The organism is Amycolatopsis rubida (assembly GCF_900115345.1).
GTDB lineage: Bacteria > Actinomycetota > Actinomycetes > Mycobacteriales > Pseudonocardiaceae > Amycolatopsis > Amycolatopsis rubida.
On sequence record NZ_FOWC01000001.1, the window covers coordinates 1,583,840 to 1,599,518 of the forward strand.

15 protein-coding genes are annotated in these 15,679 nt (G+C 68.2%); 6 read left to right on the forward strand and 9 right to left on the reverse strand.

Going from position 1 to position 15,679, the window contains the following annotated elements; genetic code table 11:
- Positions 1 to 11 precede the first annotated feature (11 nt).
- The gene (locus BM362_RS48120; RefSeq protein WP_093572569.1) at positions 12 to 290 is read left to right on the forward strand and encodes a P-loop NTPase family protein; all 279 of its coding nucleotides are present in this window, start codon (positions 12 to 14) and stop codon (positions 288 to 290) included.
- Positions 291 to 680: 390 nt separating this feature from the next.
- Here BM362_RS48120 and BM362_RS07800 read toward each other — a convergent pair whose 3' ends face one another.
- Positions 681 to 2,102 (reverse strand): M1 family metallopeptidase, encoded by a 1,422-nt coding sequence (locus BM362_RS07800; RefSeq protein ID WP_093572570.1) that lies wholly within the window; start codon positions 2,100 to 2,102, stop codon positions 681 to 683.
- A gap of 57 nt (positions 2,103 to 2,159) precedes the next feature.
- Between BM362_RS07800 and BM362_RS07805 the strand changes: the two genes are divergently transcribed.
- On the forward strand, positions 2,160 to 2,909 hold the full coding sequence (locus tag BM362_RS07805) for an alpha/beta fold hydrolase (RefSeq protein ID WP_198545176.1): 750 nt from the start codon (positions 2,160 to 2,162) through the stop codon (positions 2,907 to 2,909).
- Between the two features lie 83 nt (positions 2,910 to 2,992).
- On the opposite strand, the gene BM362_RS07810 is transcribed toward BM362_RS07805, so the two are convergent.
- The 4 genes from BM362_RS07810 to BM362_RS07825 all read right to left on the reverse strand — a co-directional run bounded on the left by BM362_RS07810 (position 2,993) and on the right by BM362_RS07825 (position 6,650).
- A complete protein-coding gene (locus tag BM362_RS07810; protein WP_093572571.1) occupies positions 2,993 to 3,949 on the reverse strand; it encodes a peptidoglycan recognition protein family protein in 957 nt (318 codons plus the stop codon).
- A gap of 90 nt (positions 3,950 to 4,039) precedes the next feature.
- Complete coding sequence (locus BM362_RS07815; RefSeq protein WP_093572572.1) at positions 4,040 to 4,915, reverse strand: HhH-GPD family protein; 876 nt, start codon at positions 4,913 to 4,915, stop codon at positions 4,040 to 4,042.
- Between the two features lie 23 nt (positions 4,916 to 4,938).
- The gene (locus BM362_RS07820; protein WP_067576842.1) at positions 4,939 to 5,430 is read right to left on the reverse strand and encodes a beta-class carbonic anhydrase; all 492 of its coding nucleotides are present in this window, start codon (positions 5,428 to 5,430) and stop codon (positions 4,939 to 4,941) included.
- Positions 5,431 to 5,549: 119 nt separating this feature from the next.
- Positions 5,550 to 6,650 (reverse strand): LacI family DNA-binding transcriptional regulator, encoded by a 1,101-nt coding sequence (locus BM362_RS07825; RefSeq protein ID WP_067578025.1) that lies wholly within the window; start codon positions 6,648 to 6,650, stop codon positions 5,550 to 5,552.
- Between the two features lie 178 nt (positions 6,651 to 6,828).
- Here BM362_RS07825 and BM362_RS07830 point away from each other — a divergent pair, with 178 nt between their 5' ends.
- The 4 genes from BM362_RS07830 (at position 6,829) to BM362_RS48125 (ending at position 10,442) form a co-directional block, all read left to right on the forward strand.
- Complete coding sequence (locus BM362_RS07830) at positions 6,829 to 7,743, forward strand: metal ABC transporter solute-binding protein, Zn/Mn family (protein ID WP_093572573.1); 915 nt, start codon at positions 6,829 to 6,831, stop codon at positions 7,741 to 7,743.
- The gene (locus BM362_RS07835; protein WP_067576838.1) at positions 7,743 to 8,579 is read left to right on the forward strand and encodes a metal ABC transporter ATP-binding protein; all 837 of its coding nucleotides are present in this window, start codon (positions 7,743 to 7,745) and stop codon (positions 8,577 to 8,579) included. The genes BM362_RS07830 and BM362_RS07835 overlap by 1 nt, the downstream gene beginning before the upstream one ends.
- A 3-nt stretch (positions 8,580 to 8,582) precedes the next feature.
- Positions 8,583 to 9,467 carry a metal ABC transporter permease gene (locus tag BM362_RS07840; RefSeq protein ID WP_093572574.1) on the forward strand — a complete coding sequence of 295 codons (885 nt, stop codon included), beginning with the start codon at positions 8,583 to 8,585 and terminating at the stop codon, positions 9,465 to 9,467.
- Between the two features lie 171 nt (positions 9,468 to 9,638).
- Positions 9,639 to 10,442 (forward strand): winged helix-turn-helix transcriptional regulator, encoded by an 804-nt coding sequence (locus BM362_RS48125; RefSeq protein ID WP_208865112.1) that lies wholly within the window; start codon positions 9,639 to 9,641, stop codon positions 10,440 to 10,442.
- Here the strand turns inward: BM362_RS48125 and BM362_RS07850 are convergent.
- The 4 genes from BM362_RS07850 to BM362_RS07865 form a co-directional block, all read right to left on the reverse strand.
- Positions 10,396 to 11,712: an alginate O-acetyltransferase AlgX-related protein gene (locus tag BM362_RS07850; RefSeq protein ID WP_093572575.1), complete on the reverse strand. Its 1,317-nt coding sequence runs from the start codon at positions 11,710 to 11,712 to the stop codon at positions 10,396 to 10,398. The two genes, BM362_RS48125 and BM362_RS07850, sit on opposite strands and share 47 nt — an antisense overlap.
- 53 nt (positions 11,713 to 11,765) lie before the next feature.
- Positions 11,766 to 12,989, reverse strand: coding sequence for a DUF445 domain-containing protein (locus BM362_RS07855; RefSeq protein WP_067576830.1), 1,224 nt, complete (start codon positions 12,987 to 12,989; stop codon positions 11,766 to 11,768).
- A gap of 47 nt (positions 12,990 to 13,036) precedes the next feature.
- Positions 13,037 to 14,212, reverse strand: a complete 1,176-nt coding sequence (locus BM362_RS07860) for a DUF445 family protein (protein WP_093572780.1) — start codon at positions 14,210 to 14,212, stop codon at positions 13,037 to 13,039.
- A gap of 134 nt (positions 14,213 to 14,346) precedes the next feature.
- A complete protein-coding gene (locus BM362_RS07865) occupies positions 14,347 to 15,576 on the reverse strand; it encodes a DUF445 family protein (protein WP_067576828.1) in 1,230 nt (409 codons plus the stop codon).
- Between the last annotated feature and the right edge of the window lie 103 nt (positions 15,577 to 15,679).

Here is a 15,679-nt window from a genome sequence, read left to right on the forward strand (position 1 = left end):
ACGGTGCCCCGGTGCTGGTCGGCGTGCGCGGCTCGGTCCCGCAGTACGGACAGGTGAACTGCCGGACCGGCCTGAGTGAGCACTGCAACGACGAACCGCGGCCGGAGCTGGGCAAGGAAGACGTGGTGCTGCCGGAGGGCGTCGTCGAAGCGGTCGAACGGCACACTTGCGGCATCGCCGAACCGGCGCTGGCCGAGGCGGGTCAGCATCTGAAGCGCGGCCCGCTGCTGCACGGTCCGCCCGGCACCGGGAAAACGCACACCGTGCGGTACCTGACGGGCTGTGTTTGATTACGCGGACGCGACCCCGCGTTCGGGTTACGTCGGGTAGGAACGGGGCTGGACCTGCGGATGTCACCTTCCTGCTTACCGCCAATCGGGCGAGCAGCTTGGAGAAAGCGCTGGCCGACCGGCCCGGCCCGGTCGACTTGGCGGTGGAGGTGCCGCTGCCGGACGCGAAGCGCTGCTCCGGCTGTACTCGCGTGAGCTGGAGCTGACGGCAGACCTGAGCCCGTGGTCGAGGTGACGGAAGGCGTCACGGCGTCGTTCATGAAGGAACTGCTTCGCCGGGCTGGCGCTTCGGCCCGACGAACCAGTGCGGGTGGGCGACCCCGAACTGGGCGCGGCCCTAACCGAGATGAACGACTCTCGCAGCAGCCTGACCAGGTCGTTGCTCGGCAGTCACGGCCGCAACGCGCCTGGGTAGAGATCGGTGTCCGACGGCAGTTTCGACCCGTGGAACCAGTCGTCGAGGAATCCGCTCAGATCGCGTCCGGCGACCTTCGACACGAGTTTCTCGAAGTCCGCCCACGTGGCGTTGCTGTTGCGATGCTGGCCCACCCATTCGTGCAGCACCTTCTCGAACCCCGGCTCGCCCAGCTCCCGGCGCAGCGCGTGCACCGCGAGGATGCCTTTGTCGTACGCGCCTTCGAACAGGTGCTCCGGCCCCATGTCGACGAGCTTCTGGCCCCAGAAATCCGTGCTGCCCTTGGTGATCTCGACGGCCGCGCGGTAACGGTCGTCCAGGTTCTGGCCCTCGCGTTCGCCCCACATCCACTGCGCGTACGACGCGAAGCATTCGTTCAGGCAGATGTCCGCCCACGAGTTGAGCGACACCGAATCGCCGAACCACTGGTGCGCGTTCTCGTGCACCAAAGTCAGGATTTCCGCCCATTTCGCATAAGTGGGACGGGTTTGCGTTTCCAGGGAGAAGTGGATGTCCTCGTCGAGGTAGATCCCGCCGGCCGCGCTCTGCGGGTATGTGCCGAACTTGCTCTCCAGGAACGAAATCACCTCCGGCAGCCGGTCGCCGGTGGCCTCGCGGGCTTCGGCGCCGGGCGCGTAGCCGGAAACGATCGGCGTGCCGTCCGGGAGCGTGGACCGCTGGACGGTGAACTTGTCGATCGCGATCGTGGTCAGGTAGCTGGCCACCGGATTCGGATCCGCCCACGTCGTGGTGGTTGTGCCGTCCTTGGCGCTGGTGGCTTGCTCCCGGCCGTTGGACAGGACCGTCCAGCCGGTGGGCACGTGCGCGGTCAGCGTGAAGGTCGCTTTGTCGCGCGGGGTTTCGTTGACCGGATACCAGAACGACGCCGAATGCGGCTCGCCGACCAGGTACGCGCCGCCGTCCTCGGAGCGGGCCCAGCCATTCTCCGACCCGCCGTCGTGCGGGGTTTTCGCCGGAATACCCGAATAGCGCACGCGTGTCCGGAACGTCGAACCCGACCGCAGCGGTTCGGCGGGAGCCACGACCAGTTTGTTCTTCTCCCGGCTGTACTTCGCCGGTTTCCCGTCGATCTCCACCGAGGCGACGTCCAGCCCGCGCAGGTCGAAGTCGAAGCGGCTGAGGTCTTGGGTGGCTTTCGCGGAGACCGTGGTGTCGCCGTCGAGGCGGCCGCTCGGCGGGTCGTAGCTGACGTCGACGTGGTAGTCGAGGGCGTCGTAGCCGCCGTTGCCGTCTTCCGGGAAATACGGGTCGCCCGCGCTGCTCGCGCCTGGTGCCGGATGCATGGGCGGCAGCGGTGCGGCGGGTTCGGCAGGGCTGCACGCGGACAGCGCAAGCACGCCGGCGAGGGCGAGGACGGCGGGCTGGCGGCTGCGCATTCCTTCACCCTAGGGGCAGATTTGTGATGATGTAGCCGGGAAAACCCGGGAGGATTAATGCGACCAGGCCTGATCGACTTCGGCGGCGACGAACGCTCTGGCGTGTCGATCTTGCTGTTGCACGGGCTGATGGGCCGCGCTCGCACGTGGTGGACGGTCGCGCAATGGCTCAAGCGATACGGCCGGGTGCGCGCTCTCGACGCCCGTGGGCACGGCCGTGCGCCGCACACGGGCCCGTGGACCACCGAGCAGTTCGCCGAGGACGTCGCGGACGTGCTGGCCGAGGTCGGTCCGTCCGTGCTGATCGGGCATTCGATGGGTGGACTGCACGCGTGGGCCACCGCGGCGAAACACCCGGAGCTGGTGCGTGCGGTGGTCAGCGAGGATTTCGCGCCGGACCAGCGCGGACGCACCGTCGAGACCTGGCGCGGCTACTTCGAGAGCTGGCCGGTGCCGTTCGAATCGCTGGCGCACGTGCGCGAGTTCTTCGGCGCAGCGGGCGACTACTTCACCGAATGCGTCGAGGAACGCGAGGACGGCTATCACCTGGTCGCCGACCTGGAGAACCTGTACGAGATCGCCGCCGAATGGGGCCGCCGCGACTATTGGTCCATTGTGGACGGTATCCGCTGTCCGCTGTTGCTGGTCGAGGGCGAGCACACCGCGATGCCCGCTGGTCAGCAAGCCGAGGTCGCGGCGCGGGTGCCCGGTGCGCGGCATGTGGTCGTCGCGGGGGCGGCGCATCTGCCGCACGCCGAGGCTCCGGAGACCTATCGCGGCGCGGTGGAGGCGTTCCTGTCCTCGTGAGTGTTTATGCCGGTTAGAACCGGCATAAACACTCACGAGAACCCGACCCGTGCGCCACCCTCACCAGCGCACGTGCCTGCCCTTCACTCCTTGCTCAGCTCGCTCCGCCAGGCCGCCGCTGACCGCCCGCGCGGCACGATCAGCGGCCAGACGTCGGAGCCGAGGTAACCGGATTCGTCGCTGGCCCGGGCCGCGGTGCAACTGTCGCGGGAAAGCCCGTGCTCGGCGGCCAGCGCGGACACGGCGGCCGCGGTCGCCGTGCCGAACACGCCGTCGGTGGGCACGCCGAACCCGGCGGCACGCAGGAAGCGTTGCGCGGTCATCACCTGCGGCCCGGTGTCACCCGGTTTGAGCAGCGGCCACTCCGGTGCTTCGAGCCTGGCGACGGACAGGCCGAGCTGCTGGCCGACCGCCGTGCGCAGCTCCGGAAGCCGGTCGTAGAGCACCTGGCCGCAGCACTCGGTCGAGTTGAAATCGCGGTGGCCCTTGATGAACTCGGGGGTGATGCCGTATTGGTGCGCGATGTAGGCGATCAGCTGCACGAGCGAGTTCCAGAGCGCCACCGGCACGTCGACCGTGCTGTAGAGGCCCTCATTCTCGATGCCGAGGCATTCGCTGTTGTGGTTGCCGACGTTCGCGCCCTGCACGTGCTGCTTCTCGCCGCGCAGGATTTCGAGACTGCGGTGGCGCCCCTCGGTGACGAAGCCGCCGCGGCTGTTGGTGAACTGCTGGCCGGTGTCGATCCAGCCGCGGGTGTCCATGTGGAAGTTCTGGATGTCCCGCGAGATCTGCAGCGCGTGCGCCAGCGAGTAGTCGGTGTTGTTGCCGGGATCGACGGTGTGGTGCACGACGATGTACGTCGGCTTGTGGTTCTCCACCACGATCGCGCCCGACGCGGGCCGGGCGTTCCACTCGGCCGTCGAGTGAATGGTCGGCGTGGTCGCGGCCGCCGCGGACCGCGCCGAGGCGAAGCCCAGAGCGCCCACGGCAGTGGCGGTGAGGCCGCCCTTCAGGACGGTACGACGTGTTGCTTCCCCCATGCGGAACTCCTCAGCCTGCAAGTGCGACGGGGGAAAGCTAACCCGGTGCCCGGGAGGGGACAACTTTTTGCCGACTTTCGTCGTAGTGCGTCAGTGTTCCCCGGGAAGCGCGAACAGCCCGTCGCCGGTTTGCTCCAGCAGGCCGTCCACGAGCAGCGAATCCAGGCACCGGTCGCGCTGCCCGGATTCGTGCCACACCAGGTCCAGCCGCGCCTTTTCGACCGGCCCCTCGGCACCGCGCAGGACGTCCAGCAGCAGCCCGCGCACCTGCCGGTCGGTGCCGGCGAACTTCTGCACCGGCTTGGCCGGACCCGCGTATTCGGGACGGCCGTTGTGCTGCCACTTGCATTCGTCGTAAATCGGGCAGTCCGCGCACTTCGGCGACCGGGCGGTGCAGATCAGCGCGCCCAGCTCCATCAGCGCCGCGGACAGCTTCGCCGCAGGCGCATCCTCGGCGGGAAGCATCGCCTCGACGTCCGCCATGTCGCGGGTATTCGACGCCGGGCCCGCATCACCCGCGCCATGAACGGCGCGCGCGACCACCCGACGGACGTTCGTGTCCACCACCGGCGCGCGCTTGCCGTACGCGAACGCGGCCACCGCGCGCGCCGTGTACGCGCCGATGCCGGGCAACGCGAGCAGCGTGTCCACATCGGACGGCACGACGTCGCCGTGCTCCTGCGCAATGACGGTGGCGGCGGCGTGCAGCCGAAGCGCGCGACGCGGGTAGCCGAGCTTGCCCCACGCGCGCACGACCTCGCCGGTGGTCTCCGCGGCCAGCGCGGAGGGCACCGGCCAGCGGGCCATCCACTCCAGCCAGATCGGCTGGACGCGCGAGACCGGCGTCTGCTGGAGCATGATTTCGCTGACCAGCACGCCCCAGGCCGAGCAGTCCGGCTCCCGCCACGGCAGGTCCCGGCCGACGTCGGCGAACCAATCGATCAGAACATCGGTATCTAGGCCCACCCCGCCATTGAATACGACGGCGCTTACTTGACCTCGGTCAGGCTCCCGGCCTTCACGTCGTAGACGAATCCGCGCACGTTGTCGTTGTGCAGGAGGAAGTCGCTGCGCCGGGCGCGCTCCATCGAGGTGCGCACGCTGTCCTCGACCTTGCGGAACGCCTCGACCGCCCAGGTCGGCCGCAGTCCGGTCGCGGACTCCAGCTCGTCCTTGAACTCGTCCTCGGTGACCGTGGAGAGGCCGCAGTCGGTGTGCTGGACGATCAGCACCTCGCGGGTGCCGAGCTTGCGCTGGCTGAGCGCGAGCGAACGGATCATGTCGTCGGTGACCACACCGCCCGCGTTGCGCAGCACGTGCGCCTCGCCCTGCAGCAGGCCGAAGATCTCGAACACCCGGATCCGGGCATCCATGCAGGTCAGGATCGACACCTGCAACGACGGCTTGGGGGAGGACCGGTCGCCGGGAACGATGTTCCCGATTTCCTGATTACGCTTGAGCAGCACGTCGATGGAGGTCATGGGGCACCTTTCGGCCTGCGCTTTCCCGCGGGACGCGGGCGGTTCCGTCCCATGGAACCGGGCCGGGGCCGCGGGCACAATGCGGTGGGCGGGAAATCACGGCAAAGGCTGGGGGTCGCTCAGCCGCCGAACCAGGGCTCCTCGACCGTCCGCGGCGGTGCCGACGTCCTGCCGATCCGCAGCTCAGTCGGCAGCGTGATCACCTTCGGCCCGACCCGCTCAGGTGCGCTGAGCAGCAGCCGCCCGGCCACCTTGCCCTTCTCCAGCACCGGCTGATGCACCGTCGTGAGTCCCGAACGCTCAGCCTCGGCGATGCCGTCGAACCCGGTCACCGTCAGATCGAGCGGCACCCGCAGCCCGCGTCGCGCGGCCTCGGCCAGCGCACCGAGCGCGAGAATGTCCGATGTGCAGACCAAGGCGGTGACCTGCGGATACGCGTCCAGCAGCTGACGTGCGGCAGAGGCGCCGTCGTCCACCGTGTGGTCGAAGCGCTCGACCACGGGAACGGTCGCCCAGTCGACGCCTGCCGAGGAGAACGCCGTCGCCAGCGCCTCCAACCGGGTGCGCTGCACGTGGAAGTGCGCGCCGCTCTGGCGTTCGGAAGTCACGAAGTCGTCGTTGCGCTCGCGGCCGAGCCGCATGCAGAGGACGCCGACCTGCCGGTGACCGAGCGCCACCAGATGGTCGGCGAGCTGGGTGACGGCGGCCGCGTCGTCCGGGCCGACGCGGTCCACGCCCTCGATCCGGGGCTGGTCGATGATCACCGTCGGCACCGGCCGTTCGAGGACGGCCGCGAGATGCGGGTCGTCGTCCGGCACGGAGTACACGACGAACCCGTCCACGCCCGCGCGGTGCACCGCGGCGAGGTCCTCGCGACCGGGGCTGGCCGGCACGAGATGCAGGCCGACGCCCGCGTCCTCGCAGGCCAGCGCGAGTCCTTCGAGCACGCCGACGGCGGCCGGGTCGCGGAAGGCGTAGGAAAGGTTCTCGGTCAGCAGCAGCCCGACCGCGCCCGCCTTGCGGGTGCGCAGCGAGCGCGCGACCGGGTCCGGTCCGGGGTAGCCGAGTCGCCGCGCGGTTTCGAGCACCCTGCGGCGCAGTTCGGGGGACAGCTGATCCGGGCGGTTGTAGGCGTTGGACACGGTGGTCCTGGACACCCCGAGTTCCGCCGCGAGCGACGCCAATGTCGCCTGCCTCCGGGTGCGAATAGGACGGCCCATCCGCAAACCGTAACGGTTCAGATCGTTTTCCAGAAGCGACACCCCTGTGGTGAGCGTCTCGATCCGTTCGGTGATGAAGAGCGCGCTCGGCCACCCGGTGGAGTGAGGCTCGCCGTTCGGATGGGGTAAAGTGAATCTGACAACGGTTTCCATTAGCAGTTCGACCCAGGAGTGCCCGATGACTTCCCGCCGTACCACGAGCGTCCTCGCCGCCGCGTCGGCTTTGGCTGTGTTCGCGCTCGGCGCGTGCTCCAGCACGTCGTCCTCGTCCGGTTCCGGCGCGGGAGGGGGAACGGGCGACCAGGTGAAGGTCGTCGCCTCCACCGACGTCTGGGGCAGCGTCGTGTCCGCCGTCGGAGGCGACAAAGTGCAGGTCACGTCGATCATTCACGATCCTTCCGCTGACCCGCACTCGTACGAATCGACCGCCGACGACGCGCTCGCCGCCAAGAAGGCGCAGCTGACGCTGGCCAACGGCGGCGGGTACGACGAGTTCTTCACCAAGCTGTCGGGCGAGGCGGCTTCGGCGAAGAAGCTGGTCGCCTACGACATCGCCAAGCCGGGCGAGGAGAACGAGCACGTCTGGTACGACCTGCCGGGCGTCGAGAAGGTCGCCGACCAGGTCGCGGCCGCGCTCGGCGAGATCCAGCCCGCGTCGAAGCAGAAGTTCGACGAAAACGCCAAGGCCTTCAAGGGCCAGGTCGACGGCCTGATCAAGAAGGCCTCCGCGCTGGGCGCCGCGCACCCGGACACGAAGGTCGTCGTCACCGAACCGGTCGCGCACTACCTGCTCAAGACCGCGAACATCGGCGACGCCACCCCGCAGGCCTTCTCCGACGCGATCGAGAACGAGACCGACGTGCCCGCCGCGGCGGTCTCCGAGTTCACCAAGCTGATCAAGGAGAAGCAGGTGAAGGCGCTGGTCAACAACGTGCAGACGGTCACCCCGCTGACCAAGCAGGCAGTCGCCGACGCGAAGGCGTCCGGGGTCGCGGTGGTCGATGTATCCGAGACGCTCCCGGCGAACGTCACGGGCTACATTGACTGGATGACCAAGGATGTGGACTCGCTGTCGGGGGCTCTGAACAGCTGATGTCCGTCCAGCTTCCGGAAGCCGGCCCCGCGGTCCGCGTGCGCGGGGCCGGGCTCGCCTTCGGCGACCGTACCCTCTGGTCCGGTTTGGACCTGGACGTCGAGCCGGGCGAATTCCTGGCCGTCCTCGGCCCGAACGGTTCCGGCAAGAGCAGCTTCCTCAAGGCGCTGCTGGGCATGCAGTCGCTGTCGGCGGGCACGGTGGAAATCGCGGGCGGGCGACCGGGAGGGGCGAACCGCAAGGTCGGCTACATCCCGCAGCAGCGCGCGATCGACGATTCGCTCGCGCTGCGCGGCGTCGACCTGGTCGGCCTCGGCTTGGACGGGCACCGCTGGGGTCCGGGACTGGTCGGTATGCGCGCGCGGAAGCGCCGGGTCGCCGAAGTGATCGAATCAGTCGGCGGGACGCGCTACGCGAAACAGCCGGTCGGTCGGCTTTCCGGCGGCGAGCAGCAACGATTGCGAGTGGCACAGGCGCTGGTCGGCGACCCGACGGTGTTGCTGTGCGACGAACCGCTGCTGTCGCTGGACCTGGCGCACCAGCGCGCGGTCAGCGAGTTGATCGACGCTCGCCGGCGCGAGGCCGGGTCCGCGGTGCTGTTCGTGACGCACGAGATCAACCCGGTCCTGCAGTTCGTCGACCGCGTGCTGTACCTGGTGAACGGCCAGTTCCGGATCGGCAAGCCGGACGAGGTGATGACCTCGGAGACGCTGTCGGATCTGTACGGAACGAAGATCGAGGTGCTGCGCGTCGGCGGGCAGATCCACATCGCCGGTGCGCAGAGTGCGCTGTGCGAGGACGAACCGCATCACCACGAGCAGGAAGCAGTGGGCTGAGCCTTGGACGGCATGTTCGACTTCGCCAAGACGTGGGAGCTGATCGCGGAACTGGACAGCGTCCGCATCGCCCTGATCGCGGCCGCGGTGCTCGGTTTGCTGGCCGGCGTGCTCGGCCCGCTGATCGTGATGCGCCGCATGTCTTTCGCGGTGCACGGCACGTCCGAACTGGCCTTCACCGGCGCGGCAGGCGCACTGCTGCTGGGCGTCGGCGTGGAATACGGCGCACTGGCCGGTGCCGTCGCTGCCGCGCTGCTGCTGGGAATCCTGGGCATCCGCGACGCCGACCGCGATTCGGTGATCGGTGTGATCCTGTCCTTCGGACTGGGCATGGGCGTCCTGCTGCTGTCGTTCTACAAAGGACGGTCAGCGAATAAGTTCGGCATCCTGACCGGTCAGATCATCACCGTGGACAGCACGAACCTGACCGCCTTGGTCATCTCCGCCGCGGCGGTGCTGGCGGTGCTGGCGATGATCTACCGCCCGCTCCTGTTCGCCAGTGTCGACCGGTCAGTGGCCGAGGCACGCGGGGTCCCGGTCAAGACGCTGACGGTGCTGTTCTCCCTGCTGGTCGGGGTTGCGACGGCGCTGAGCGTGCAGGTGGTCGGATCGCTCCTGGTGGTCGCTTTGATGGTGACCCCCGCCGCGGCTGCCGCCCGGGTGACCGCTAGCCCATTGCGCGCCACGGTGTTGTCGGTGGTGTTCGCAGAGGTTTCCGCCTTGGGCGGCATCGTGCTTTCGCTGGCCCCGGGGTTGCCGGTGAGCGCGTTCGTGACGTCGATTTCGTTCTTGATCTATCTGGTGTGCCGGGTGATCGCGTGGGCGCGCGACCGTCGGCGCGGGGTGCGGACGAGCCCGGTGGAAGCGGCCCCGGTTCCGGTCGGCTAGCGGTACACGGCCACCTGCTGGCGAGACCGAGTTGGCGCCTCGACCAGGTCAAGGGCTGCTGTCGCGAGGTCCGCATAGGACAATGGGACGTTCGCCGATCGAGCATCTCGCCCGCAAGCCGGTACTTGCCGGTCGCCGGGTGCTTCGAGCGACAACCCGGGCGGCGGCGTGATGACCAGCCAGTCCACCGCCGCGGCTTGTTCCTGCCAGGCCCTTCATCCGTGCTTCGGCGAAGGGACGCAAGAAAGCGGGGAATGCCGCGGTGTCCTCGTAGAGTCGTGTGCTGCCGGTGCGCAGAGTCGCGGCGAGCCCGATTTCGATCACCCTCGACCCCCGCGCAGCCTGAAGTCGTCGAACGATTCGGGCGGAGGCAGTAAACGGCGTCACGGCATTCACGATCGTGACCCCCTCTCTCCGGGCGGACAGTTTTTTGTGCCTGCCGGGGTCGCGAACCACTCCGACCACTGGGCGTCCTCGACACAGCGCGTCAGCGACTACCGCGAGCCCGCCAGCACCGAAAATCACGAGCGGACCGTTTCGCTGTTCGGCACCGTGGGCTGGACGGTATCTACGGAAACTGGTACTTCAACGAAACTGGACCCGGCGTGCCCGATGGCTGCCTTCCCCTTCCACGTAGGCGGCAGGTGGACTGGGAATGGCGTCGTCGCGTTGCTTGACGGCCCGCGGCGCTTCAGCGACCTCCGGCAAAACCCGGGGATCAGCAGCGCCAAAGTCCTGACCGAAACCCCGCGCGACATGACCCACGACGGTCTCCTGACCCGCACCGACCACCAGGCCAACCCGCCTCACGTCACCTACGAGCCGACCGGCCTCGGCCGCAGTCTCCTGCCGGTCATCGACGCCAAGCGCGAATGGAGCGATCAGCACCTAGCCGGGCTCCTGGCGCACCGCCAAGCCCACCCGTCCGCTACCGGATCGGATGCTGCGCCAACGCGCTCTTCACCGCCGCGATAAAGCCCTCGTCAGTAAAGGGCACCAACCCGCCGGCCACATTCCGTTCCACGGCTTGCAGCACCACCACGTGCGAGTTCACGAACTGGTCCACCGCCTGCGACTGCGGCGTCTTGTCCGTCGAATACGCCAAATACGTGAGATTCGTGAACGCCGCCTCCAGATACCGCGACGACGCGAGGCTGAACGAGTCCCCGTAGACCAACGTCGGCTGGTCGATCGTGCCGACGATCGGCGGCGCCGAGCGGTGCACCGGCTGATCGATGCTGCCGATGAATTCCCCCGCGCGGTCGGTGACGCCGTCCGGGCGCAGGTTGTAGCGGGTGTTCGTCTTGACGCCGGTTTGCCCGAGCAGCAGCGGCAGGTCCGCGACCGCGTCGTACTGGCCGTCCGGGGCGCTCAGCCAGCTGTTCGTCGTGCCCGGCTTGATCGTGTCGGCGAGTGCGCGGGTCAGGACGAGGCCGCCTTCGTCGCGCCAGTGCGTGTCGTTGGGGGCGTAGATCGGGTGGCCGACCCTGGCCGCTTCGGCGGCGAGTTGCGGGCGCAGGTCGAGCGAGTGGCCTTCGGTGGTGATCTTGTACCAGTCGTTCGGCGAGGCGGCCTGCGAACACTCCTTGCCCGGGTAACTCGCGGGCAGGAACTGCGGCACCATCGTCGTCTTGTCCGGTGTCACCACGAACACGAACTTCCGGCCGGACGCCTCGACCGCCGCGCGCAGTTCGTCGATCCGCTTCATCGTGGTGTCGATGTCCTGGGCCGGCGTGCACTTCGCTTCGGAGTCGTAGCCGTAGTACAGCCAGCCGTCGGCACCCTGGACCACCTTGCGGTATCCGGCCTGGCTGGAACCCGGGGTGCTCGGCAGCGTCGGGCCGGTGTTCGGCGCGCCCGGTTGCTGCAGCGGCGGGGCCGGGATCGGGCCGTTGTTCGACGCGGACCCCTGGTCGAGCGGTGCGGCCTCGCCGAAGACGCCCTCGCTGATCCCGTTCGCCGCGTTGATCGCGCCCGCCCGGAACGACAGCTGGTCCGTCGCCCAGTGGGGCAGGTTGGTGAAGAACCCGAACCCTTCGCCGAGGCTGGGGAATCCGGCGAGCTTGTGGTTTTCGATCTCGCTCGGCCGGACCCCGACGACCCACAGCAGGGTCGGCGTCACGAAGAACAACAGGGCGCTGACCAGCGCGGTCAGCTGCCGTTTGCCGTGCCGCGGGCGATGCAGCGCGTGCTCGCGGGGCAGATAGGCCTCGTGGACTGCGGGCAGCTGCGGTGGCTCGGACACGGCACTGAGGTTAGTCAGTTCGAGTGAGCCCGGCGCGAACAACCGCCGAAAAGTCAGCCGAGCATGAGGAGGACTTGCAACTCGCCGACCAGGAACCCGATCACGCCGCCGACCGCGATCAGCTTCCACTCGTCCTGCCGGAACGCCGGCCGCAGCAGGCCCTCGAACTCCAGCGGCGTCAGCGCGAGCATCCGCTGCTCCACCATTTTCGCCACGTCCATCGCCTCGGTCAGGTAGCCCTCGGCGTAGCGCGCGGTCAATGGCAGCTCAGCCAGCGCCCGCTGTGCCGCGGCGTGCTTCATCTCCTGCAGCCGCTGCGCCCCGACGGCGAGCGCGACCACCGGTTTCGCGGCGCTGACCTGCGCGTCCACCGCGTGCCCGACAGCGCGTTCGACCATCGCCACGAGCCGGTCCGACTTCGGGCCGCGCAGCAGGGCGTCGAGCAGATTCGGGACGGTCAGCACCTCGTTGGCCACCAGCTCGCCGTATTGCCGGGCGACCTCGGCGCGCCGCCGCTGGAACTTGCCTTGCAGGATGACCCGGCCCAGCCGCACCGGCTCGCGCGGCAGGAAGATCATCTTGATCGCCAGCCAGTCGGTGAACAGCCCGATCGCGCCGCCGAAGATCGGCAGCACCAGCGGCTGCCGGGTCAGCGCCCACACCAGCGCCTGGACGAGACCGAGCACGAAGCCGAAGACGATCCCGGCGCGCGCGATGAACGTCATCTCCGGCCGGGACGTTTCGCGGATCAGCCGGACCAGCAGCGCGCGGTCGCGGGTGAGCCGTTCGACGGTCATGTGCCGGACATCGAGCACCTCGTCCAGGTTGTCGCGGACCTCGTCAAGGAACTCCCGCACCAGCTGCGGCGCGCTGGCCTGCACCTGTTTGATCAGCAGTTCCTGGGCGAGCGTGGGCATGACCTCCCACAGCCGCGGATGATGCTGTTCGAGCACGTCGCGGGCGATCCCGTCGACCGCGCGCAGCAGCGGTTGTTCGAGTTCGCGGGTGATGATCACCGGGTCGACGCGCGCGAAGACCTCTTTGATGTCGAGCAGGTTCGCGGTGAGCAGTTCGGTCGCGATCGCGGCCATCCGGCCGCCGTGCTTCGGCACCACGCCCTGCCAGCCGAGCAACGGCCGGATGCCGATGAATTCAAGCGGGCGGAACATCATCTCGATCGCGACGCGCTTGGTGACATAGCCGATCAGCGCGGCGACGAACGGCATCGAGACGTACACCGGCCAGTGCCGCGCGAAGTCGTCCAGCACCGCGTTCACCGGGTCTCCCTCCCCGTTCCGGAAGGAAACCGTATCGCGTGCGCGTCCTAACCGAGCAGCAGCAACGCCTGCAGCTCGCCGACGAGCCCGCCGATCACCGCGCCGACCGCGATCAGCTTCCATTCGTCCTGCCGGAAGGCGGGCCGCAGCAGCTGCTCGAATTCGAGCGGGCTGAGCCTGCGCATCCGGTCCACGATCGTGTTGCGGACGTCGAGCGCGTTGATCGCATACGTCTCCGCGTGCCGGATGGTGTCCGGCACCCGCTCGGCGGCTTTCGCGGCGGCGACCTGCTTCATTTCCTGGAACCGCTTCGTGCCCACCGCGATCGCGACGAACGGCTTGACGACGCTCGCCTGCGCGTCGATCGTCTTCTGCACCTCGCGGCTGATCAGCGAGAACAGCCGGTCCGATTTCGGCCCGCGCAGCACGGCTTCCAGCAGATTCGGCACGGTGATGATCTCTCGCGCGATCATGTCGCCGTAGTCGGCGGCCACCTCGTCGCGGCGCTTCTGGAACACGCCCTGCCAGTTGTAGAAGCCGAAGAACCGTTTCGGCTCGCGCGGCAGGAAGATCATTTTGAGTGCGAGCCAGTCGGTCAGCCAGCCGATCCCGAGCCCGAACAGCGGCAGCACGATCGGCGACTTCGTCAGCGCCCAGACCAGCAGCTGCACACAGCCGAGAACGAACCCGAACCAGATGCCCGAGCGCGCGATGAACCGCATTTCCGGCCGGGAGATGTCGCGGATCAGCCGGTTGAGCAAAGCCTTGTCGCGCACCAGGTTCGTGACGACCATGTGCTTGAGGTCGAGCACGTCCTCGATGTTCTGGGAAATCTCGCGCATGATCTTCGTGATCGCCCGCGGCGCCTCGGCCTGCACGCGTTTCAGCAGCAGTTGCTGCGCGCCGGACGGCAGCATTTCCCACAGCCGCGGCTGGTAGGTCTCCATCACCTCGCGGGTGACGTCCTCGACCACGCGCAGCAGCGGCTGCTCGATCTCCTTCGCGACCTGCTCCGGGTCGAGCCGGGCGAAGATCTCCCGCGGGTCGACGAGGTTGGTGGTGAGCATTTCGGTCGCGGTCGTCGCCATCCGCTCGGCGTTCGCGGGCAGCACGCCCTGCCAGCCGAGGAAGGGCCGGATGCCGACGAATTCGAGCGGCTGGAACATCATCTCGATGGCGACGCGCTTGGTGACGTAGCCGATCAGCGCCGCGATGAACGGCATGGAGACGTACACCGGCCAGTGCTCGGCGAAAGTGTGCACGCGCGTCCCCTCCGTGTCGCTCACCGGAACGGTAACCCGCGTCCTCATCCGCATCCTCCCCGCCGCCACCTTCAACGGACGGCAGAGCCGCAGGATTATCCCAAGAGGAGCAGGACCTGCAGTTCGCCGACGAGCCCGCCGATCACCGCGCCGACCGCGATCAGCTTCCATTCGTCCTGTTTGAACGCCGGCCGGAGAATGCCCTCGAACTCCAGCGGCGTCAGTTGCTGCATCTTGTCGACGATGGTGTTGCGGACGTCGAGCGCGTCGGTCGCGTAACTCTCGACGTGCTTGACGGTCTCCGGCAGATACGCGATGGCCTTCTCCGCGGCGGCCTGTTTCATCTGCTGGTACTCACGCCCGCCGACAGCCAGCGCGACCAGCGGTTTCGCCAGACCGGCCTGCGCGTCGACGGTCCGCTGGACCTCCCGCGTGACGAGCGCGAACAGCTTGTCCGCACGCGGTCCGGTGAGGACGGCTTCCAGCACGTTCCCCGCGGTGAGGACTTCCTCCGCGATCAACGCGCCGTAGTCCGCGGCGACCTGCGCGCGGCGTTTCTGGAACATGCCCTGCCAGGTGAAGAACAGGAACCGGCGCGGCTGCCGAGGGTAGAAGATCATTTTGAGCGCGAGCCAGTCCGTGACGAACCCCGTGACGAAACCGAAGATCGGCATGATCACCGGTTGTTTCGTGAGCGCCCACGCGATGAGCTGGACGAGCCCGATGACGAATCCGAAGCCGATCCCGCTGCGCGCGATGAACCGGAACTCGGGCGCGGCGACCTCCCGGATCAGCCGGCAGGTGAGCGATTTGTCCCGGACCATGGCGCTGATCAGCATGTCGTTGACGTCGAGGACTTCGTCCACGTTCGACGCCACTTCCCGCATCAGCCGCTTCACGACCACGGGCGCCTGCGCGCGGACGCGGTCCACCAGCAGTTGCTGCGCACGAGCGGGCAGCATTTCCCACAACCGCGGCTGGTAAGTCTCGAACACTTCGCGGGTGACCTCGTCGACCGCTTTCAGCAGCGGTTCTTCCAGCTGCGCGACCATTTCCTCCGGATCGAGCCGCGCGAAGACCTCTCGCGGGTCGAGGAGATTCTTGGTCAGCAGGTCGACCGCGGTGGTGGCCATCCGCCGGGAGTTGGCCGGGATGACGCCCTGCCAGCCGAGAAAGGGCCGGATGCCGCGGAACTCGAGCGGCCGGAACATCATCTCGATCGCGACGCGTTTGGTCAGGTAGCCGATGAGCGCCGCGATGAACGGCATGGTCGCGTACACGTGCCAGTGCGCGGCCAGGTCGGCGGCGATGGCGGAAAGGTCCATGCGTCTGCCCCGTTCGCCCGCGCGGTAGGTCGAGGAGACAGGATGCCATGCGTGACGTCGGGTTTCGCGTTTCGTAATACAGCCGTTTGGCGGTACGTGCCGC